This window comes from Paenibacillus sp. 1001270B_150601_E10 (genome assembly GCF_015558675.1).
Taxonomy (GTDB): Bacteria; Bacillota; Bacilli; order Paenibacillales; family Paenibacillaceae; genus Paenibacillus_B.
Map to the genome: position 1 here is coordinate 320,745 of NZ_JADMOL010000004.1, position 20,209 is coordinate 340,953.

Here is a 20,209-nt window from a genome sequence, read left to right on the forward strand (position 1 = left end):
TTATCATGCAAAATGAACATTTCTTGTATCGACACTCCCCGCAATGAAACTGTGGAAAATGCAGGCTGCAGTTACGGAGGTCTTCCCCGCAAAAAGCAGAATACTCATGACAATAACGTTCAGTCAACGTCATGTCCACATGGTTTGAATAATGGCAGGCATTCGCACTCAACCTCGCTCATATGCTACATACATAGGGTGTTGTGATAAGGCATAGGTAGGAGTTGAGATGCTTGCAAAGACATGATACAGGTTTGGATGGTGTGTTTATCCTTGAACCAAAGGTCTTCTCCGATCCTCGGGGATTTTTTATGGAGAGCTATCATCTTGCTCGATTTGGCGAGCTTGGCATAGACACTGCATTTGTACAGGATAATCATTCGCGATCCATGCAGGAAGGCACGATACGCGGACTTCAGTATCAGGAGGAGCCGAGCGCCCAGACGAAGCTGATTCGAGTGCTCACAGGCGCCATTTGGGATGTTGCCGTAGATATTCGTCCCGATTCGCCAAGCTTTGGCCGTTGGGTGGGCGTGACGCTTAGTGCTGAGAACAAGAAGCAGCTTTACATTCCAAAGGGGTTTGCCCATGGCTTCTGCACCTTGGAGCCGAATACAGAGGTGCTGTACAAGGTTGATGCCTATTACGATCCTGCACGGGACAGGGGCATCCGCTGGGATGATCCGACACTTGCCATACCTTGGCCTCGTCAAGACGTTCTGTTGTCCGAGAAGGATAAGCAACTTCCCTATCTAAGTGATCTTCGTTAATCCATATAGAGAAAGTGGGGAGCGAATGATGTCTAGACCGCTAGTAGTGGCTGTTACAGGGGCAAATGGACAGCTTGGCCAGGATGTTATGCATGCATTGAAGAAGCGGGGCTTGCAGGGGATTCCACTTACACGAGCGAAAGTGGATATTGTGGATCAAGCACAGGTAATGAGCACCTTCTTGAAGCTGAAGCCGGATGTCATTATCCATACCGCTGCCTATACACAGGTCGATCAAGCGGAATCAGAGCGGGACCTAGCCTATCAGGTTAATGCTTATGGCGCGAGAAATGTAGCCTGTGCGGCAGCAGCTATATCGGCAAAGCTTATTCATCTCAGCACGGATTATGTGTTCGACGGCAGGGCGAATAAGCCCTATGACGAGTATACGCGAGTCCGTCCAGTGAATGTGTATGGAGCTTCCAAGCGTGTAGGGGAAGAGCTCGTAACGCAGTGCCATAACAAGACGTTCATCGTTCGAACATCATGGGTGTTCGGCAAGCACGGCAGCAACTTTGTCAAGACGATGCTTAGACTTGCAAAGTCGCAATCCGAACTTAAGGTCGTTCATGACCAGATTGGCAGCCCGACGTATACCGCCGATCTAGCAGATCGTCTCATGGATATGCTTCATACGGAGTGCTACGGCGTGTATCATATTACAAACAGCGGCCATTGCTCCTGGTATGAATTTGCGTGTGCCATTATGGAAGAAAAGGGACTTCAAGTAAAGGTTCGTTCCGTGCCAACCTCGCAGTTTCCTAGGCCAGCACGCAGGCCTTCCTATTCCGTGCTGGAGGGAATGGCTATGCGGCTTCAGGGCTTTGCACCGCTTCGCCCGTGGCGTGAGGCGCTAAGAGACATGCTTCAAGGTGAATAAGCTAGATAGAGAAAGCATTAAACGACACGTATAAACGATATACCGAGAATGATGTTAAAGCCTTTGCAAAGGAGAGGTTAGGGGGAAGTCGATGCGGTGTGCCATTATAGGGGCCTTGGCTCCAGCGCTTGCTATTGCGATGAGGTTGGCTAAGCTGAAGCATGATTGCTGGCTAGTCGTACAAGAGCCTGAGGTGGCAAGCCATATCCGACAAGAGGAAGAGCGAATTCTCTGTACGGTGAATGCTGCTTATGCGGTTAAGCGGGCTGATCTTGTCATTCTTGCCGATGGCATCCTACCACCTCTTAACAAGCAGCCTTTTATGGAGAGAGGAGAAGTGAGTACGAAGTCATCCTTCCTCTTCCCTACCACTTCCCATCTTGCATTATGGCTTAGCCCCAAGCTGTCACAGTCACATATGATTATGCTCAGCGCTTCCTTAAATGTTGGAGTCACAGCAGAGCTTAGATCAAAGCTTGATGCCAGGGTTGCATACGTGCTGCCTTGGATGTTCCATCACCCGCTGCCGATTGTAGTCGGCACTTGGGATGGACAGGCTGTGCCATCTATTGAGGCGTGCTTTTATGGGATAAAGCGAGAGTTCTATTGGATGAAGGATGAAGAGGCTGAAGCGGTCCAGCAGCAGCTTCATCTTGGTAGACAACACGCTGCTATTGGCCCTTCCTTCCACCGTGTGAAGGAGAGATCCTACAGCCTTCTATCCTCCTACCTGTCGCCAGCCATGGCTGAACGTTATGCGGAATGGAGATATTTAGACTGAACGCATCTGATGATTTGAAATGTTTATGACAATAAGAAGAAAAAGGATTGACACAACTCAAGAAATCGCTTACATTATGGATACGTTTTGTAACTCTTATGCAGCGATTCATCACAAATGGCGAGTAAGGGGGATTAACTTCACTCATGAATGCTTGTAATCCGATCTACCATCCTTCGTTAAGTCCGGTTTATTGCATCGGCTGCTCCACACAGATGACGAGAGAACAGAGCAAGCTGTTGTTCCGTACAGGTTACGTTCGCGTCGGCATGCCGCTTGGTGCTTGCGAGAGCTGCATCGAGAAGTATGAAAAGCTGAGCATGCTGTGGACTTCCGTATCAACTGGCACCTCCTATGATTTGCTTCTAATCGAGAAGCACGCGTAATCCATTCCTCTTTTTACCTAAGCTTCGTTTTCCATTCATCGATATGAAGAACATGCCTCCATCCAGCACCTATAGATATCACACTCTTGTCCCTATCAAAAAAAGAAGCAAGCGTGTATTATCCCGCTTGCTTCTCACTGCGACTAGTCGCTGATTCCACCTCAGCTGTAAATGCAGCAGCATTTCCGCGCTTCAAAGCCTGATCCTTTCGCTCTGTGAGGCTGGTGCCGTTCAATATTCCGCCTTCTTGAATGATGATCCATTGCGATTCACAGTTTCCATTTAAGGTGCCCGTTGAGGTAATCGTAAGCTTGCCCTCGCATCGAATCTCCCCGTTCATGACCCCAGAGATAATGATATCGTTTGCGCTCACTTTGGCATGGACATCGCCTTGTTCCCCAATTACGATCGTACCCTTGCAGCTAATATCCCCATGGAAGCTTCCATCAATTCGCAGATTGGATGGGACATTTAATTGGCCTTCAACATGTGTTCCGTTGCTGATTAAGGTGTCATTCGGTGTTGATTTGGCAGTGTGCTTGGTTCTTTTACGCATAGGGATAACCTCCTCTTATAGACAAGACTTTATGAATACAGAAAGCACAAGCGCCATCAAATCTGCTATCAAATCTTAGCTTTAGCAAGAAAGCGCCAAAGACTATGAGCGGTTTCGATTGCTCACGGATTGGGACTCGCGCTTAGCTGATGTTGAGTTGAGGTAGGGGTAGGGATCAATCGGACTGCCCTGCTGGACAATCTGAAAATGCAGGTGAGGACCTGTGCTTCTTCCAGTTGTACCAAGCTTGCCTATCCGTGCACCTTGGGTGATTGATTCGCCCACCGTGACCTCTGCCTCGCTAAGGTGCATATACCAGCTCTCAAGACCATTGATGTGGCGGAGAATGATATAGTTGCCGCGAGCATAATGGAATCCAGACTCGATGACTTTGCCCTCCGCTGCTGCGTATACCGGATCTCCAATCTCGCCGCCGATGTCAAGGCCTGCATGAAAAGCGGCATGTCCAGTCATCGGATCGGTTCGATATCCGAAGCTTGATGTAATGCGCTTTGACTTCGTCGGCCAGAAGGAAGGTGTACCGACAATACGTTTTTGATGTTCTTTCGCGAGGTTCAGCATCTGAGGAGCTCTCTGTTCCATGGAGGTGAGCATCTGCTGCACACGCTTTAAGTTGAAGCTAGATTGCTCTGCAAGGGTAATCAAGGCTTCGGTATCTCCGTCCTGATCCTCCTGAAGGAAGGAGGCCAGGGCAGCAGATGAGCTTGCTTTGGCTTCCGGCGTATCCTTGCCGATATGATGCTGTACGAACTGCTCGAGCTCATTTTCAAGGTCGTTCATCTGTTCAACCTGATGCTGCACCGTTTCCGTCTCTTGGGCCAAGCGAACCACTTCGTCCTGCAGTCTCCGAATAACTTCATCTTTATCGCTGACGGTTATCTCTAATGATTCCTTTTGCTGGTCCAGCATGGCTTCAAGCTCATGAATGTGCTGCTGGGATGTCAGCTGCATGCTGAGAATAAGACCAGAGACCGACATTAAAGCTGCAATCGGGACAGATACGACAAGCATTTTCGGGACGCGAACCTGCTTTACAGCTTGTTCAGCCTCTCGGATGACCAGCACCGTCATCGAGTTGCTTCGCCATCGCTGCTTCATCTCATCACCTCGCAGTGTGTTAGTCATGTCCTTACTCTTTAAGAACACTCTATTCGAACCTTCCATGAAACATGACCGCCCTTTTGTTTCGTCTCTTTCTTTTTTGGTCCAATTACGTTATAACGATAAGATGAATGAAGCATAGGGTGGATGGGAAAGGCTGTATGTATTGCCCGTCTATTGAATTGGGGGAACGAGTGCATGACTTGGATCGTATTTGGCGTCATCCTATATATTTTTCAACTGCTTACGATCGTTATTATTGAGCATAAGCATCCATCTAAGACCGTTGCTTGGCTGATTATTTCCTTTTGCGTGCCGATTATCGGCTTTGTTCTGTATTACTTCATGGCGCAGGACTATACGGCAAGGCGTAGAGTGCGCAAGCGCTGGTTTGTGGAAAATATGCTTGAGCAATTGCAAATTGTACATATCGTAAAGCATGTCAAAGAGCTTCGGAATACGGAGATGCATCAGCAGACGAGATTGTTTGAATTGCTCACTTCCTTATCGGACAGTCCGATTACAGGCAACAATAAGACGGAAGTGCTGACAAACGGACGGGCAACATACGATGCGATTTTTGAAGCGGTGCGAGAGGCAAAGCACCATATCCATGTGGAATTTTACATATTAAAAGATGATGTAATCGGACGAATGTTCCAAAAGCTGTTGATCGAGAAAGCCAAGGAAGGCGTAAAAGTTCGCGTAATCGCGGATGGGGTAGGCAGCATCGAGCTGAAGCGAAGCTACTTGAAGCGATTTGAGGATGCGGGCATCGACTTCCATTGGTTTCTGCCCTTATGGGTCTCTTTCTTCCGCAGACGCTTGAACTATCGCAATCATCGCAAGATTGTCGTTGTCGATGGCAGGGTTGGATTTGTGGGCGGTATTAATATTGGCGATGAGTATTTAGGCGGAGATCCGAAGACGGGCTTTTGGCGCGATACTCACTTGAAGCTTGAGGGGGATTCCGTCTATGTCCTGCAAGCCGTATTTCTGCATGACTGGGCATTTACCTCGAAGGAGAGACTGCTGTCACGGGAGCTGTTCCCGCCTCAGCCTACCGTTGGGGACGAACAGGTTAAGATCGTTGCGAGCGGTCCCGATACAAGCTGGGATGCCATTCAAGAGCTGTACTTCGGTGCGCTGAGCAGCGCGAAGGAGCGGGTCTGGATCATTACACCTTACTTTATCCCGGATGCAGGCAATTTATTGGCGTTAAAAACAGCAGCTGTAAGCGGTATTGATGTTCGAATCATTATTCCGCATAAGTCTGATTCCAAAATTGTCGATTGGGCATGCCGCTCTTACATTGAAGAGCTCCTTCAATCAGGGGTGCGCTTTTTTGAATATTACCGGGGCTTCCCGCATGCGAAGGCGATGATTATGGATCGCTCCATTGCCTGTGTCGGCACGGCGAATATGGACATGCGGAGCTTCTTCTACAACTTTGAGCTGAATGCACTCATGTTTAATGAAGAGGCTATTGATCGTCTGGAGCAAGACTTCATTCAGGACTTTAAGGACAGCAAGGAGATGGACTATCAGGAATTTATGCTGCGCTCTAAAATGCAGCGAGGGCTTGAAGCCTTATTCCGCTTGCTCTCGCCGCTTCTTTAGCCATTTTTTATTTTTGTACCTGCAAAAAGGAATGGATGATCGGCTGAAGCTGCTGGGTTGGAAATGCAGCAAGCAGATCCCCCGTTCGCTGAAGCCGCTCAGAAGCATTAAGCAGCGTAAAGTCCTTGGGGCTTGGATGCATGGCGACTTCGTCCCAATATAGCGGCATGGAGAGCGACGCATAAGGCGTTGCTCTTGGCGTATAAGCAGAGGCTATCGTTCTTCCGATATCGTGCTGCATATAATCGATGTAGATGCGGTCACCGCGATCCTTCTTCATACGCTCGATCGTAAACAGCTCTGGATGCTGTTCGCACAAGTATTGCCCGATGAAGCGTCCGAATTGCTTTAGTTCTTCCCAGGTAGGACCCGGCTGCAGCTTGATGATGAGCTGAACCCCAGTAGCGCCAGACGTCTTCGGAAGGCTTTCAATGCCTAATGTACGAAGAAGCCCGCCTACCTTCAATGCTGCATCCATGATCCTTGGCTCTTCCTTCACGGATGGATCGAGATCGATGATCCATTGAATCGGGAGCGCGGCAGAATGAATCAGCTCAAGCGACGGGTGAAACTCCAAGCAAGCAAGATTGCCGAGCCATACGAGCGTAGCAAGCTTGTCTAGCACAACATAGCGATGATCGCCTTGTACAGCCGTCGTCGCGAATTCGGGAATCGGTTCCGGGCAATTTTTCTGATAAAAGGCTTCGCCATTCGTTCCATCAGGAAAGCGAATGGTCGTAAGAAAGCGCTGATTGCAGGCGGGGATCAGATAAGGGGCGAGCTCAATCAGGCATTTGATATACATAAGCTTCGTAATCTTCGCATCTGTCCACAAGAGCTTATTTGGATTGCTGATTTGAATAACGTAGCCATCGATGGGCAGCTTAACTCCCTTGCTCATGCTCGATCCTCCTCTCTATGCCACATATTGATCCTGCCGATCTTAATAACGTTTGATCCTTTAAACCTCACACTCTACTGAGATATCGTATTTGTCCGCGCTGGGAGCGACACAAGCTTCGGGTGACGAAGTACGCCTGCGTCCGTCCATTCCAAGGCCGTTACCTCGATTGGAATCGGCTTCTTGAACCAGATCACTCGCTCTTTCCGCAAATCAGACGGGAGCTGTCCTCCGAATGGGGAAGCAATGACGCCCTCGCTTCTGCACCAGGCTTGAAGCAAGGACCGATGCTGCTCATTAAGGCCAATGCTGACGCGGCCTACATAAGAGCCGTCGCACTGCGAGATGACGAGGCTTGCCACTCTACCTTCCCGTTCGATATAGCCTATAGCAAGCACTTGAAGCTCAAGTGATTTCTTGTGCTTGAACCAATCTTGATGCCGCTTTGCCTCCTGATAAAAAGAATGTCTCCGCTTGCTTACAACCCCTTCCCACTCATGCGTTTCTACCCAAGCCCATAAAGCTTCACCATCCTCGAACGCATCCGTCACAAGCAGATACTCGGTTTGGTCGGGAAACAGCTCTAAGAGGAGCTGATGTCGTTCCTCGTAAGGCACTTGGCGAAGATCCTCGCCATTCCAATGCAGAATGTCAAAGACCACATAGATCGCCTCGTCCCGTTGACTGATGGCGCTGGTGGTTCGCTGACGCTTTAAGATCAGCGGGAAAGAGGGACGCTTCAGCACAGGGTCCATCACGATAGCTTCGCCGTCCAGCACGAAGCGCTGCTCACGAAGGGATGGATGTTGAAGCAAAGCTTGCTGGATCGTGTAAAAGGAAGCTGTACGCTCTTCCATTTTCCGCGTATACAGCTCAAGCTTCTCTTGCCCGTCGGCTTCCGCCAATAGCCGGATGCCGTCCCATTTCAATTGATGCAGCCATTCCTTGCCTTCTGGAATGGCTGCAATGGAGATAGGGGCCATCGGGGTGAAGGATGGCCCCAGCAGAGGCGGAAGCTGCTTCATCATGGAGAAGCAGGCTTCCTGCCGCGTCGTTTCGGTGCAGCAGGGGCTTCCGTGCTGCCCGTAAAGGCTTCGCCTGCTGCCGCGCCAACCGTCTCGGACGGCCGCGTGCGCTTGCGGCGCGGCCTTGCGGTGCGAGCGGCATCTGCCTCTTGGGCAGGCAGAGCCGCAGGCTGTGGCACTGCAGCGCTTGGCACAGGCTCCGCTGGCGCCGCATTCTTCCGCGGACGGCCGCGTCGCTTGACCGGCGCTGCGGGAATACCGCCTGGCGCTGCCGATGCGGCGCCAGCGACTCCAGGTGCTGGAGCCGCTGCGTCCGGTGCACCAGGCATCGCTCCAGCGGCCCCAGGGAATGGGCCGCTTGCGGCTTGTCCAGGGCGCATGCCGGGATCTGTCATGACAGGCTGCATCGCTTGAATACTCGCCTGAAGCGCCGCCATAAGGTCTGCGATCGGCGCTTCGTTTGCTGCTTCGGGAGCACGCTTGATCTCTTTGCCTGCAATTTTCTCCTGAATGCGATTCAGCATCCGCTCGCGATGCTCATCGATATATTTTTCAGGCTGGAAGGCAGCAGACAGCTGGTTGATCAGCATTTGAGCGAGCTCGAGCTCTCTTGGATTTATCTGCACCTGCGCTGGAATATTAGGAACCTGACTGACAGCGCGAATCTCGTCTGGATAATACATGGTCTCCATGACCAAGCAGTTCTCCAGAACACGTATGGCCGCCAAGCTGCTCTTATCGCGAAGGGTTACCTTTGCAATTCCGATCTTGTTCGTGGAATGAAGTGCCTCGCGAAGCAGCTGATAGGCATTGCCTCCTGCCTGATCGGGAGACAGGTAGTATGTTTTCTGATAATAAACAGGGTCAATATCAGACAAATCGACAAAGTCCAGTATCGTGATCGTTCGGTTGCCCTCATCCTCCATGGCCTGCAGCTCTTCCTTCGTGAAGATGACAAAGTGCCCCTTCTCGTATTCATAGCCTTTTACAATATCCGACCAAGGAACCTCAACATTGCAAACGGGACATTCACGTACGTAGCGAAGCGGGCTTCCGCATGCTTCGTGAATCATACGGAGAGAAATATCCTTGTCCTGTGCGGCGGTATGCATCTTAACAGGTACATGGACAAGCCCAAAGCTTATTGCGCCTTTCCATACGGTATGCATGGGGAACGCCTCCTGCCTTTTGATGGATTAGGTATAATATGCGCTTTCAGATTGCTTTTACCCATGAGAGAGAACACCAAGGATGCATGAAGTTGGAAGAAATGTGCCATCTTATGTTTAGGCAAGAGCATTAGTTTTCATAAGATTAGATGCGTAAGGAGGCATGGAAAAATGGATGCAGAACGTGCGAAGCAGATTTATGAAATGAAAGATACCGTCCCCGTCCTATTGGATGGCGAGCAATCCGTGTGGATTGAGAACGTAGATATAGCGAATAGAATGGCTACGGTGCAAGTCGGTACTCGACCAACGAATACGGAGACGGTATCCGTTGAACGATTGCAGGAGGGTTAAATACTAGAGAGCGAAGATCAAAGAGCTGATCAACGCTCCTTTAATCCATTCCTATTTCATGTATGAAGGCAGGGCTCTTGAACCTTAAGGAAGTCCTGCTTTAACCTTACTTAAGCAGGTGTAAGACATGTTCAAATCAGCTTTTGGCGTACTTCAAAAGGTAGGAAAGGCGCTTATGCTGCCTGTAGCGATCCTGCCAGCAGCGGGGATTCTTCTTGGAGTCGGCAACGCGCTTCAAAACCCTGATATGATCGAACGATTGCCGTGGCTAGCCAACGGCACCGTCAGCATCATTACGAGTGTAATGGAGAATGCAGGCGGGATCGTTTTTGACAATCTATCCTTATTGTTTGCTGTTGGCGTGGCGATCGGGCTTGCAGGAGGAGATGGAGTTGCGGGCCTTGCCGCCATTATCGGGTATTTTGTTATGAACGTGACGATGAAGGTCATGATGAACGTGACCCCAGAGACGGTAGCGGCCAATTCGGCTTATGCCGTTCTGCAAGGAATTCCAACCTTACAGACGGGAGTATTCGGCGGTATTATCATCGGTATCGTGGCGGCGGTGCTGTATAAACGCTTCTTTACGATTGAACTTCCTTCTTATCTCGGCTTCTTTGCCGGCAAGCGGTTTGTACCGATTATTACAGCTGTCACCTCCCTTATTATCGGGATTCTCATGGTATTTATTTGGCCGCCGATTCAACATGGCTTAAATACATTCTCGCATTCACTTATTGATTCCAATCGTGCACTGGCAGCATTTATTTTTGGCATATGTGAGCGAGCTCTAATTCCATTTGGACTCCATCATATTTTTTATGCTCCCTTCTGGTTTGAATTCGGCGAGTATGTGAACAAAGCGGGTACAATCGTTCGCGGTGACCAAAAAATATTTTTTGAGCAGCTAAAAGATGGCGTCGAGCTAACGGCGGGGACCTTTATGACGGGAAAGTTTCCGTTTATGATGTTTGGCCTCCCAGCGGCGGCTCTTGCTATCTATCACGAAGCACGCAAAGAGAATAAAGCGGTTGTTGCAGGGCTTATGGGCTCTGCCGCACTGACTTCCTTTTTGACAGGGATTACGGAGCCGCTTGAATTTTCTTTTCTGTTTGTGGCTCCTCTGTTGTTCGTCGTGCATGTCCTATTTGCTGGATTGTCATTCCTAACCATGCATCTGCTCGGGGTTAAGATCGGAATGACGTTCTCCGGCGGGATTATTGACTATTTGCTGTTCGGTGTGCTCCAGAATCGAACGCCTTACTGGCTTGTTATTCCGGTGGGGCTGGTGCTGGCAGTCATTTATTACGTTGGATTTCGCTTTGCGATTCGGAAGTTTAACTTGCGAACTCCAGGCAGAGAAGTCGTTGTTGCTTCTACATCGCCATCACGCTCAGTAGGCTCCTCTGAGCTTCCGCGAGGCATTCTGGATGCCCTTGGAGGCAAAAACAATATTGCTTCGCTGGATGCCTGTATTACACGATTACGGGTTCAAGTCAATCATGCTGAAGAGGTGAATAAGGAGCGCTTGAAGGAGCTTGGGGCTTCAGGGGTGCTTGAAGTTGGTAACAGCGTCCAAGCCATATTTGGAACAAGATCAGAAACGATTAAGCATCAGATCAATGAGCTCATTACACAAGAGTCGATGGATCTGACGAATCCTGTTGATAGCGTAGACGATACTCGAGCGAAAGAGGATAGAAAGGATTAAATCATTCTTCTTGATTGATGAAGTCGCGAAGGAAGGCAAGAAGGCTGCTCGCAGCGTCATAACAGATGGCGGGGGCAGCCTTTTTTATATCAAAGAAACACGCTGCAATTTTTGTCATTCTTGGTGAAATGGAGCTTCAACTGATGAGCGACTGGCCATTGAGATGTGAAGGGAGAAACCTCTGATAAGCTGGGCTTTTTCTAAGACCAAACGAATGCCTCCTTTGTGACGAAGCTTATCTCTCAAATCCTGCTTGGCTTAGTCGGGACGGCATTCGGCGGCATTTCGATCGGGTGCTCAGCCGCGGCAGTCAACCTGATCTGGAGAGAGGTCGGTTTGTTCTTCTTTTTGGACGTGGACCTTGTGATTCGTTCCATTCTACCTATTCGTGTTGCCATTCATGCTGTCCGGAATCTGAAAAAAGCTAAAAGAGTAATCCCTTCATACATTTTGTTTCGAAACGTTAACCTGATGTGCCCCTTGCTCTGGACCATAGACGCTTATGAAGCTGTATATGCAGCATATGGCGTGTGTGTCATGCTGAGCCAGGAGACGGCAGGTTTTTTATGCTGCGTATCTATAAGCCTGGTACAAAAGTTGGAGTGGAATTCAAGTTGTTTCCATGTAAAATGGAATTTATCACCACACACTTGATGCTTCTGATCAGCATACATCCGTATGAGAAGAGGGGACATGAATGGCATTCATGAAGGTTAACCGCATGTGGAAAAGCAGCATGACCCGAAGAAGTGTTTTTTTCACCATCTTTTTATCCTATCTCTCCATTGTTCTGATCCCGGTATCCATCGGTGGAATCTTCTATCATCAGGTGGAGCAGTCCATGGTGCAGAATGCAATACGCACGAATACGGGCCTCATGGAGCAGTTTAGGCAAATCACCGAATCAAGACTTAAAGACATCGATCAGCTTACCAATCAAATTGCCATCGATCCTACCGTCAATTGGCTGCTGAACAATGCAGGTAAGGATACAATCGAGCAGCGGCTGAAAGTTATCGATACCTTAAAGGAGCTTAAAAAGTACAAAAGCACAAGCAGCTTTATTGATGATTTCTTCATTTATTTCCAGGGGAATGATACCGTCGTATCTCCGGAAATGAAGGCTGACGCCAGCCTATACTTCACCTCAATCCTATCTTACCCAAACCAATCCAACACTTGGGTTAGAGAACACATCCTAAAGGGTCTTCATCATCAAGTATTTTTGCCATCCGAGACCATTAATGAGCCTAGCTCGAATACACGGGCCATCACGTACGTCCAATCCTTGCCTTACAATGATATATCCGACATCAAAGGCCAATTGGTCGTGCTGATTCAAGAAGATCGTCTTCGTCAGATGCTGACTCAGATTGAAGGGGTTAGCGACGGTTCCTTTGCAATCTTGAATCAGCAGGGTCATGTTCTGATGTCCACGCTTAATCGTCAGATGAACTGGGATTTGGTGAAGAAGCTGAATCAAGGAGGAAGCTATCATGAGCTGCAATTAAGCGGAGAATCGATGATCGTGAGCGAGGTGAAAGGGAGCAACGGCTGGCGCTATTTATCCGTCATTCCGAAGACGATCGTCTTAAAGGATGTACTGGTATTTAAAAAATGGACCATGGTTGTGATCAGCATCGGCCTTATTATTGGCCTGCTGTTATCCTATACAATGGCTTATCGCTATTATCAGCCGATTCGAGATGTTATTGCAGTGCTTGCTCACCGAGCGCCGAAGGAGATGCGTTATCGCGATGAATATGAATTAATAAAGCAGTCCGTAATGCATACGATGGATGAGGAAGAGAAGCTTAGGCAGACGCTTGCAGATCAATCGCCTGTTCTTAAAGCCAATTTCTTATCGCGGCTTATTCGAGGACATGTCGATCTTACCCACGGAGTTCCGGAGACATTTCGTTTCATGGGGGTACAGCTGGACCATCCCTATTATTGTGTCATCCTGATTGATATTATCGATTGCTCAGGCTTCATTACAGGAGATACGGAGCGGGAATGGGGGCTTGCCAGATTTGTGCTGACGAATCTTGGCCAGGAGCTTCTACATGGGCAGGGATACATGGTCGAGCTGGAACGAGATCGGCTTGCTGTGTTATTGAATTTGCCGGATGCTCATGAATCCATGGAGCGAATGAAGCAGGATTTCCTTATGAATATGCAAAAAGCGGTGCAGGAGCGCTTTCGCATGTCAATCGCAATAGGTGTAAGCTCTGTTCAACAAGGCAGCGAGAAGATTGGAACCGCGCACGGTGAAGCCATGACGGCGCTTGATTATTGGATTGTGCATGGCACCTCATCTTTAATTTATTTTGAAGAGATTCATGCGGTAAAGTCTTCCTATTATCACTATCCGATCGAAACTGAAATTCAGTTGATGAATCTCGTTAAAAGCGGAGAGGGAGAACAGGTCGAGAAGCTGCTTCGCCAAATCTTCGAGGCCAACTGGCAGCAGGAGGTGATTACGCCTGCTCGGGTGAAATGCTTAACGATCGATCTGATTACAACGATTATGAAGATTCTAAATAGTCTTCAAATCGAGGATCATCAAGTATTTGGGGAGACTATCGACCCGTCTAAGGTCGATCAGCGTCAAGCATCGGCAGATGTTATGAGGGAGCATATCATTCATCGTTATCTAACGCTGAGCACCTTCATTGCAGGAGAGAGAACGGATCATCACGACCGATTGTATCAACGCATGAAGCTCTATATTCAACAGCATTATGAACATCCGAATCTAAGCTTGAATACGATGGCGGCTGAGTTCAATATGACCCCGCCTTATGTGTCGGCCTTTTTTAAAAAGTACAGTGGGATTAATATTACGGAATACATTGCAGCCCTTCGAATGGAGAAATCAAAGGAAATGCTGGCAGATGGAAGCTTAACCTTATCGGAAATCGCGGCTCGAATCGGATACTCAAGCGACGTCGGCTTTCACCGTTTTTTTAAGAAAAACGAAGGGATAACCCCCGGTCAGTATCGAGAAATGCTGGAGCAGAATAAGGGATCTTAAGATTGGTAAATCGATCTTAAATCTGGTTAGCCTTTGATCGTATAGGCGGTAAAGGAATGTTGAAAACGTTTACTTTCACGAATGGAGGCAGCTCGATATATTGAAATCAGGTTCACGCGGATGATGGATCCGATGGCCAAAATCATATGGGGGGTCATGTCATTGAAACGAAATTCGTGGCGTCAATTATGTATTCTTACCATCTCCATGGTGATGATGTTGAGCATGTTTGCTGCGTGTAGTCCGAATAAGACCGCAGATCCAGCATCCACTACAAACAAAGATAACACGGCTAAGGTGTCGCCAGATGAGGTGCCATATCCAGAATCCCTTACCTATTGGGCACAGCTTGGCAACGCCAATACGGTCTTAAAAGATTTTAGCGAGATGGGCGCATATCAAGAGCTCGAGAAGATCACGAAGACGAAGGTGACGTTCCAGCATCCGCCTGCAGGCAATGGTGTTGCAGACCAGTTCAATCTTATGCTCGCTTCTGGAACGCTTCCGGATGTGATTGAATACACGTGGAGCGGTGTTGCGAAAGGACCTGACCAAGCGATCAAGGACAAGCGCATCCTTCGTTTGAATGAGCTTATTGAGCAGTACGCACCGAATTTGACCAAAGTATTGAATGACCGTCCAGACTTGAAAAAGATGATTACAACAGATGAAGGAAATATCTATGTGTTTCCTTTCCTAAGACCAGACGAAGAACTGCTAACCTTTATGGGACCTGCGATTCGTCAGGATTGGCTGGATAAACTCGGACTGCAAGTGCCAACGACGATGGAAGAATGGGAAAAGGTGCTGACCGCATTCCGTGATGGAGATCCAAATGGCAACGGCAAGAAGGACGAGATTCCATTCTTGATGCGTGACATGAATGTCGCCTTCTATGGCTCCTATGGCGTGATGGACGGCTTCTATCAGGAAGACAATGTGGTAAAGTACGGTCCGCTTGAGCCTGGCTACAAGGAATTCCTGACAACGTTCGCCCGCTGGTACAAGGAGGGCTTGATCGACAAGGACTATGCAACGACCGACGGCAAGCTGCAGGATGCGAAGATGACAGGCGATATCTTAGGCTCCTTAGTTACTTACAATGGCTCAGGTGTAGGTCGGTATATGAGCTTGATGAAAGAGAAGGATTCGAAGTTCAAGCTGGTCGGCACACCTTACCCAATGGGGGTTCCGGGTCAGAAATCACTTGGTCAGCAGGACCCTCCATTCCAAGGTGTAGGGGCTGCCATTAGCGCATCCGCACCGAATCCAGAGCAAATCGTTAAGTGGCTTGATTATAAGTACAGCGAAGAAGGGCATATGCTCTTTAACTTCGGCATCGAAGGCAAGAGCTATACGATGAAGGACGGATATCCGACGTACACGGATGATGTGACAAACAACCTTCAAGGTCTGCCTATGGCACAGGCATTAAGCAAATACATGCCGGTCAGCTGGTCCGGACCATTCGTTCAAGACAAACGATACATCGAGCAATACGTTGCCCTTCCAGAGCAGAAGGAAGCGATGAAGAACTGGCTGGATGCGGATCACAGCAAGACACTGCCGCCAATCACGCCAACTTCAGAAGAAAGCTCCACTTATGCTTCGATCATGACGGATATCGATACGTACAAGAGCGAGATGGTCAACAAATTCATTATGGGTGCTGAACCGATGGAGAACTACGACAAGTTCGTAGAGACGCTCAAGTCCATGGGCATTGAAGAGGCGATCAAGATTCGTCAAGCGGGCTTGGACCGTTACAACAAGCGCTAAGACCCCTGCGAGATGACCGTTTAAGCCCTACGATCGATGAAGCGTGTCGGGAGCTGTGCTAACTGTTTCCGGCACGCGAATTCTTCAATTCTAGAAGAATGGCTTCTTCTTCTTCTTCTCTAAGGAGGTTCAACTGATGCCAGCACTCGAGAAAGCAGCACCGCCGCAGGCTCCTGTGAAAGAGATTCGGGACAAGACCTTGATGCAGCGAATATGGCGCGATGCCAAAATGAATAAATATATTTATCTCATGCTGCTGCCGGTTGTTTTGTACTATGCCGTATTTCACTACGGCCCGATGTACGGGATCCAGATTGCATTTAAGGATTACTCTTCTGCTCTAGGCTTCGCAGGCAGTCCGTGGGTTGGATTCAAATATTTCGAGGAATTTTTCAATAGCTTTTTCTTCTGGCGCATCGTGCGCAATACGCTGCTGTTAAGCTTATACGAGCTTCTCTTTGCTTTCCCGGCACCGATTATCCTTGCGCTATTGATGAATGAGATCCGTCAGCATTTCTTTAAACGTGCGGTACAGACCATCACATATATTCCGCATTTTATCTCGATCGTCGTTATTGTAGGGATGTTGGTTGATTTCTTGTCACGCGATGGACTGATCAACAATATCCTTGGCATGTTCGGCGTTGAAGCCGTTGCTTATCTAAGAGAGCCGGAATGGTTCAGAACGATCTATATCACATCAGGAATCTGGCAGGGTGTAGGCTGGGGGACGATCATTTATCTCGCAGCGATCTCCAATATCGATCCTTCGCTCTATGAAGCGGCTAAGGTAGATGGGGCAAACAAATGGAGACAAGTCCTCCATATTACGATTCCAGGGATTACGTCGACGATTATCATTTTATTAATCTTGCAAATGGGCAGCATCATGTCGGTCAGTTCGGACAAGATTCTGTTGATGTATAACTCGTCTACCTATGAGACTGCAGACGTTATCGGTACCTATGTTTATCGCAAAGGTTTATTGGAATCCAATTACAGCTACAGCACAGCGATTGGCGTCTTCAACTCGATCATTAACTTTACCCTTCTGATTCTTGCCAACCGAGTGAGCCGGCGATTAAGCGAGACGAAGCTATGGTGAGTTCAGAGCGGAAAAGGAATAATGAGGGAGGGTGTCCATCGTGAATAAATTAACCTTAGGAGAGCGAGTTTTCGAGGTCTTTAACATTCTTTTTATGATCATGCTGTGTATCGTAACGCTGTATCCCTTTTATTATGTGCTCGTAGCCTCTTTAAGCGATCCATCCTGGATCGTGCAGCAGCGCGGCTTGATCTGGTATCCTGAGGGAATCAATATAGAGGCGTATATTCGTGTGCTGGATAATCCGATGATTCTGCAGGGCTATCTTAATACGCTATTCGTTGTCACAGTGGGAACCCTAATTAACGTCTTTATGACGGCGCTTGGGGCATATGGTCTCTCTAGACAGAATGTTATGTGGAAGAATCCGATTATGTTCTTTATTGTGTTCACCATGTTCTTCTCTGGCGGATTGATTCCGAACTACTTGCTCGTAGCAGAGCTTGGCATGCTGGACTCGCTCTGGGCGCTTATCATTCCAGGGGCGATCAGTGCGTTTAATCTGATCATCATGAGAACGGCCTTCCACGGCGTCCCGATCAGCTTGGAAGAGTCTGCAAAGCTTGACGGTGCGAACGACTTTACCGTACTGTTCCGCATCATCATTCCATTATCACTGCCGGTTATTGCGGTAATGATCTTGTTCTATGGTGTAGGTCACTGGAACTCATGGTTCAGTGCACTGATCTATTTGCGTGACCGAGAGTTGTATCCGCTTCAATTGGTGCTTCGCGAGATCTTGATTACGAACAGTACGGACAGCATGATGACTGGCACGAATGCAGCAGATACGATGCCAATCGGAGAGACGATCAAATATGCGACGATCATTGTAGCGACAGTGCCTATCCTTGTACTGTATCCCTTCTTGCAAAAATACTTCGTGAAGGGTGTTATGATTGGCGCGATAAAAGAATAGGTTCGCATAGCCTGATGATGAGCTTGCATCGTCAGGTTTTTTCTTGTAAGGATGAAGATGAGGAAAGAACGACAACACAAGTGAATAGCCCTTCCTATATCGTGTACATGATGTATGATATAATGAGTTGTTAACGAGACTTCTTGAGTCAGCTGTATCGTGATAATCGATACGGCCATGAAGGAGGAAATGAAAGTTGCTATCAGCAAAGCATGCGGTTCGCTCAATGAGTGAGCAGGATACCGAACAGATTGCCGCATTTGTGGCAAAGCGTTGCGTACCTGGTACGGTGATTGCGCTTGATGGAGATCTTGGTGCTGGAAAGACACGGTTCTCTCAGGCGCTTGCGAAAGAGCTTGGTGTTTCGGACGTGGTGAACAGTCCAACCTTCACGATTATTAAGGAATATGAAGGCGATAAGCTGCCTTTTTATCATATGGATGTATATCGTATCAGCATGAATGAAGCGGATGATTTAGGGCTCGACGAATACTTTTTTGGGGACGGCGTATCGGTGGTAGAATGGTCGAGCATCATTACGCCGCTCTTGCCTACTCAATATCTCCATCTGTTTATCCAATATGAAGGTGAAACGGAGCGGGTTATTCGCATTACCGCTTATGGGGAGCCCTATGTATCTTGGGTGAATGAATGGAAACGGAGTGGAATGGCATGAGTGAACGGAATATCTCACAGCAACGACTTCTTGCAATGGATACGTCTACGAAGACGCTGGCTAGCGCTATATTAGAGGGCGGACAGGTTGTACAGGCTTCTCATTCTGCAGCAGAGCGCAATCATGCGCTTAAGCTGCTTCCTGTTATTCAGGAGATGCTTGCCGCACAGAAGCTTCAGCCGAAGGAACTGGACGGCATTGCCGTAGGGATCGGTCCAGGCTCTTATACAGGTGTCCGTGTAGGTGTAACAGCTGCGAAGACGCTGGCATGGTCGCTTAACAAGCCTGTGCTTGGCGTCTCAAGCTTATATGCCTTGGCGCTTAATGGCGTTGAACAGGCAGCGTCGATCTTGAAGCAAGCTGACGAAGCGGCAAGATTCAACGTCTACCCGCTAATGGATGCGAGACGCGGTCAGGTGTATACAGGAGGATTCTCGGGGCATGCGAAGGAGCTTCTCGTTATGCTTGAACAGAAGGACAACCTTGACGCTCTAGAGCGTGGGCTTGCTCGGGACAGCATGGATGAAATTATATTGTTTGAAAAGGTTGCGGAACAAGCCAAGGGGCAGCTTCATGCGGATTCCGCTTGTCATATTGTCTTTGCGGGCGAGACAGTGCCGCAGTTGAAAGCAATGGAACAGCTCGCAGCCACCTATTCGGAGCGCGTTCACATCTTATCCTGCGAGATCGATGCGGGATGGGTAGGTCGTGCAGGCTTATTGATGCTGGAGAAGGGGAAAGCAACCCCAGTTCATCAGCTTGAGCCGAATTACACTCAGTTGACTGAGGCTGAGACGAAGCTAAAGGCAAGGGAGCAGGAAGCTTCCCAGCGATCCTAAGGAGGGTGGTCGGATGGAACAAGCGAAGCAAAGCGTATCGTCTGATATGGCGGTCATTCGTCAGATGAGGATACAGGATATTCCGCAGGTGATGAACGTTGAGCATGCGTCCTTCACGGTCCCTTGGACCAGCGAGGCATTTACGAATGAGCTGAACAACAATCGGTTCGCGTGCTATCTCGTGCTTGAGATGGACAGACGCATTGCTGGCTATGCCGGAATGTGGACGATTGTAGACGAAGCACATGTTACCAACATCGCCATTCATCCAGATTACCGTGGACAGGGACTGGGTGAGAAGCTGCTTGCGGCGCTTGTGAAGCAGGCGATGTCGCTTGGCACGCAGAAGATGACCTTAGAGGTGCGTGAATCGAACGAGATCGCACAGCGGCTGTACCGGAAGTTCGGCTTTGAGCCGGCTGGGGTGCGAAAGGGCTATTACACCGACAATCAGGAAGATGCTGTCATTATGTGGTCGGATTTATTAAAATGGTCGGCTCATTTGTCCTAGTCGTTCCGTTTGATCTGTAGCCCTTGAATCAATGGTCGGTAGACCAATCCTTGAAATGAAAATTGCAG

At 48.6% G+C, this 20,209-nt stretch carries 19 protein-coding genes; 14 read left to right on the forward strand and 5 right to left on the reverse strand.

Annotated features, from left to right (window positions below):
* The first annotated feature begins 233 nt into the window (after positions 1-233).
* The 4 genes from rfbC to I2H74_RS12700 all read left to right on the forward strand — a co-directional run bounded on the left by rfbC (position 234) and on the right by I2H74_RS12700 (position 2,817).
* Positions 234-770, forward strand: a complete 537-nt coding sequence (gene rfbC / locus I2H74_RS12685) for a dTDP-4-dehydrorhamnose 3,5-epimerase (protein WP_195574330.1) — start codon at positions 234-236, stop codon at positions 768-770.
* 25 nt (positions 771-795) lie between these two features.
* Positions 796-1,650, forward strand: a complete 855-nt coding sequence (gene rfbD, locus I2H74_RS12690; RefSeq protein WP_324254063.1) for a dTDP-4-dehydrorhamnose reductase — start codon at positions 796-798, stop codon at positions 1,648-1,650.
* Positions 1,651-1,741: 91 nt separating this feature from the next.
* Positions 1,742-2,431 (forward strand): NAD(P)-binding domain-containing protein, encoded by a 690-nt coding sequence (locus tag I2H74_RS12695; RefSeq protein ID WP_195574331.1) that lies wholly within the window; start codon positions 1,742-1,744, stop codon positions 2,429-2,431.
* A gap of 146 nt (positions 2,432-2,577) precedes the next feature.
* Positions 2,578-2,817: a hypothetical protein gene (locus tag I2H74_RS12700; protein WP_195574332.1), complete on the forward strand. Its 240-nt coding sequence runs from the start codon at positions 2,578-2,580 to the stop codon at positions 2,815-2,817.
* Positions 2,818-2,935: 118 nt separating this feature from the next.
* On the opposite strand, the gene I2H74_RS12705 is transcribed toward I2H74_RS12700, so the two are convergent.
* Both I2H74_RS12705 and I2H74_RS12710 read right to left on the reverse strand, forming a co-directional pair.
* Entirely contained in the window at positions 2,936-3,373 is a 438-nt protein-coding gene (locus tag I2H74_RS12705) for a bactofilin family protein (RefSeq protein ID WP_195574333.1), read from the reverse strand.
* A gap of 102 nt (positions 3,374-3,475) precedes the next feature.
* Entirely contained in the window at positions 3,476-4,519 is a 1,044-nt protein-coding gene (locus I2H74_RS12710) for a M23 family metallopeptidase (protein WP_195574334.1), read from the reverse strand.
* A 174-nt stretch (positions 4,520-4,693) separates the two neighbouring features.
* On the opposite strand from I2H74_RS12710, the gene cls reads away from it, so the two are divergent.
* Positions 4,694-6,115: a cardiolipin synthase gene (gene cls / locus I2H74_RS12715; RefSeq protein WP_195574335.1), complete on the forward strand. Its 1,422-nt coding sequence runs from the start codon at positions 4,694-4,696 to the stop codon at positions 6,113-6,115.
* Positions 6,116-6,122: 7 nt separating this feature from the next.
* Here cls and ligD read toward each other — a convergent pair whose 3' ends face one another.
* The 3 genes from ligD to I2H74_RS12730 form a co-directional block, all read right to left on the reverse strand.
* Positions 6,123-7,016 (reverse strand): non-homologous end-joining DNA ligase, encoded by an 894-nt coding sequence (ligD, locus tag I2H74_RS12720; RefSeq protein WP_195574336.1) that lies wholly within the window; start codon positions 7,014-7,016, stop codon positions 6,123-6,125.
* A 74-nt stretch (positions 7,017-7,090) separates the two neighbouring features.
* Positions 7,091-8,044, reverse strand: coding sequence for an RNA ligase family protein (locus tag I2H74_RS12725; RefSeq protein ID WP_195574337.1), 954 nt, complete (start codon positions 8,042-8,044; stop codon positions 7,091-7,093).
* Positions 8,041-9,210, reverse strand: coding sequence for a Ku protein (locus tag I2H74_RS12730; RefSeq protein ID WP_195574338.1), 1,170 nt, complete (start codon positions 9,208-9,210; stop codon positions 8,041-8,043). The genes I2H74_RS12725 and I2H74_RS12730 overlap by 4 nt, the downstream gene beginning before the upstream one ends.
* A gap of 171 nt (positions 9,211-9,381) precedes the next feature.
* On the opposite strand from I2H74_RS12730, the gene I2H74_RS12735 reads away from it, so the two are divergent.
* The 9 genes from I2H74_RS12735 to rimI all read left to right on the forward strand — a co-directional run bounded on the left by I2H74_RS12735 (position 9,382) and on the right by rimI (position 20,141).
* Positions 9,382-9,564: an H-type small acid-soluble spore protein gene (locus I2H74_RS12735; RefSeq protein WP_195574339.1), complete on the forward strand. Its 183-nt coding sequence runs from the start codon at positions 9,382-9,384 to the stop codon at positions 9,562-9,564.
* A gap of 127 nt (positions 9,565-9,691) precedes the next feature.
* Positions 9,692-11,275 carry a glucose-specific PTS transporter subunit IIBC gene (ptsG, locus tag I2H74_RS12740; protein ID WP_195574340.1) on the forward strand — a complete coding sequence of 528 codons (1,584 nt, stop codon included), beginning with the start codon at positions 9,692-9,694 and terminating at the stop codon, positions 11,273-11,275.
* A 697-nt stretch (positions 11,276-11,972) separates the two neighbouring features.
* Positions 11,973-14,312, forward strand: coding sequence for a helix-turn-helix domain-containing protein (locus I2H74_RS12750; RefSeq protein WP_195574342.1), 2,340 nt, complete (start codon positions 11,973-11,975; stop codon positions 14,310-14,312).
* A 156-nt stretch (positions 14,313-14,468) separates the two neighbouring features.
* Positions 14,469-16,091 (forward strand): extracellular solute-binding protein, encoded by a 1,623-nt coding sequence (locus I2H74_RS12755; protein ID WP_229106609.1) that lies wholly within the window; start codon positions 14,469-14,471, stop codon positions 16,089-16,091.
* Positions 16,092-16,227: 136 nt separating this feature from the next.
* Positions 16,228-17,196: an ABC transporter permease gene (locus I2H74_RS12760; RefSeq protein ID WP_195574344.1), complete on the forward strand. Its 969-nt coding sequence runs from the start codon at positions 16,228-16,230 to the stop codon at positions 17,194-17,196.
* A 94-nt stretch (positions 17,197-17,290) separates the two neighbouring features.
* Positions 17,291-18,115, forward strand: a complete 825-nt coding sequence (locus tag I2H74_RS12765; protein WP_195574446.1) for a carbohydrate ABC transporter permease — start codon at positions 17,291-17,293, stop codon at positions 18,113-18,115.
* A gap of 226 nt (positions 18,116-18,341) precedes the next feature.
* On the forward strand, positions 18,342-18,791 hold the full coding sequence (gene tsaE, locus I2H74_RS12770) for a tRNA (adenosine(37)-N6)-threonylcarbamoyltransferase complex ATPase subunit type 1 TsaE (protein WP_195574447.1): 450 nt from the start codon (positions 18,342-18,344) through the stop codon (positions 18,789-18,791).
* Entirely contained in the window at positions 18,788-19,630 is an 843-nt protein-coding gene (tsaB, locus tag I2H74_RS12775; protein ID WP_229106610.1) for a tRNA (adenosine(37)-N6)-threonylcarbamoyltransferase complex dimerization subunit type 1 TsaB, read from the forward strand. The genes tsaE and tsaB overlap by 4 nt, the downstream gene beginning before the upstream one ends.
* Before the next feature lie 13 nt (positions 19,631-19,643).
* Positions 19,644-20,141 carry a ribosomal protein S18-alanine N-acetyltransferase gene (gene rimI, locus I2H74_RS12780; RefSeq protein ID WP_195574345.1) on the forward strand — a complete coding sequence of 166 codons (498 nt, stop codon included), beginning with the start codon at positions 19,644-19,646 and terminating at the stop codon, positions 20,139-20,141.
* Positions 20,142-20,209 lie beyond the last annotated feature (68 nt).

Excerpts from the sequence above, each read along its gene's own strand:
- rfbD (WP_324254063.1), top strand. The coding sequence starts at position 796 with ATGATGTCTAGACCGCTAGTAGTGGCTGTTACAGGGGCAAATGGACAG.
- I2H74_RS12695 (WP_195574331.1), top strand. The coding sequence starts at position 1,742 with ATGCGGTGTGCCATTATAGGGGCCTTGGCTCCAGCGCTTGCTATTGCG.
- I2H74_RS12700 (WP_195574332.1), top strand. The coding sequence starts at position 2,578 with ATGAATGCTTGTAATCCGATCTACCATCCTTCGTTAAGTCCGGTTTAT.
- I2H74_RS12705 (WP_195574333.1), bottom strand. The coding sequence starts at position 3,373 with ATGCGTAAAAGAACCAAGCACACTGCCAAATCAACACCGAATGACACC.
- I2H74_RS12710 (WP_195574334.1), bottom strand. The coding sequence starts at position 4,519 with ATGACTAACACACTGCGAGGTGATGAGATGAAGCAGCGATGGCGAAGC.
- cls (WP_195574335.1), top strand. The coding sequence starts at position 4,694 with ATGACTTGGATCGTATTTGGCGTCATCCTATATATTTTTCAACTGCTT.
- ligD (WP_195574336.1), bottom strand. The coding sequence starts at position 7,016 with ATGAGCAAGGGAGTTAAGCTGCCCATCGATGGCTACGTTATTCAAATC.
- I2H74_RS12725 (WP_195574337.1), bottom strand. The coding sequence starts at position 8,044 with ATGATGAAGCAGCTTCCGCCTCTGCTGGGGCCATCCTTCACCCCGATG.
- I2H74_RS12730 (WP_195574338.1), bottom strand. The coding sequence starts at position 9,210 with ATGCATACCGTATGGAAAGGCGCAATAAGCTTTGGGCTTGTCCATGTA.
- I2H74_RS12735 (WP_195574339.1), top strand. The coding sequence starts at position 9,382 with ATGGATGCAGAACGTGCGAAGCAGATTTATGAAATGAAAGATACCGTC.
- ptsG (WP_195574340.1), top strand. The coding sequence starts at position 9,692 with ATGTTCAAATCAGCTTTTGGCGTACTTCAAAAGGTAGGAAAGGCGCTT.
- I2H74_RS12750 (WP_195574342.1), top strand. The coding sequence starts at position 11,973 with ATGGCATTCATGAAGGTTAACCGCATGTGGAAAAGCAGCATGACCCGA.
- I2H74_RS12755 (WP_229106609.1), top strand. The coding sequence starts at position 14,469 with ATGTCATTGAAACGAAATTCGTGGCGTCAATTATGTATTCTTACCATC.
- I2H74_RS12760 (WP_195574344.1), top strand. The coding sequence starts at position 16,228 with ATGCCAGCACTCGAGAAAGCAGCACCGCCGCAGGCTCCTGTGAAAGAG.
- I2H74_RS12765 (WP_195574446.1), top strand. The coding sequence starts at position 17,291 with ATGATCATGCTGTGTATCGTAACGCTGTATCCCTTTTATTATGTGCTC.
- tsaE (WP_195574447.1), top strand. The coding sequence starts at position 18,342 with ATGAGTGAGCAGGATACCGAACAGATTGCCGCATTTGTGGCAAAGCGT.
- tsaB (WP_229106610.1), top strand. The coding sequence starts at position 18,788 with ATGAGTGAACGGAATATCTCACAGCAACGACTTCTTGCAATGGATACG.
- rimI (WP_195574345.1), top strand. The coding sequence starts at position 19,644 with ATGGAACAAGCGAAGCAAAGCGTATCGTCTGATATGGCGGTCATTCGT.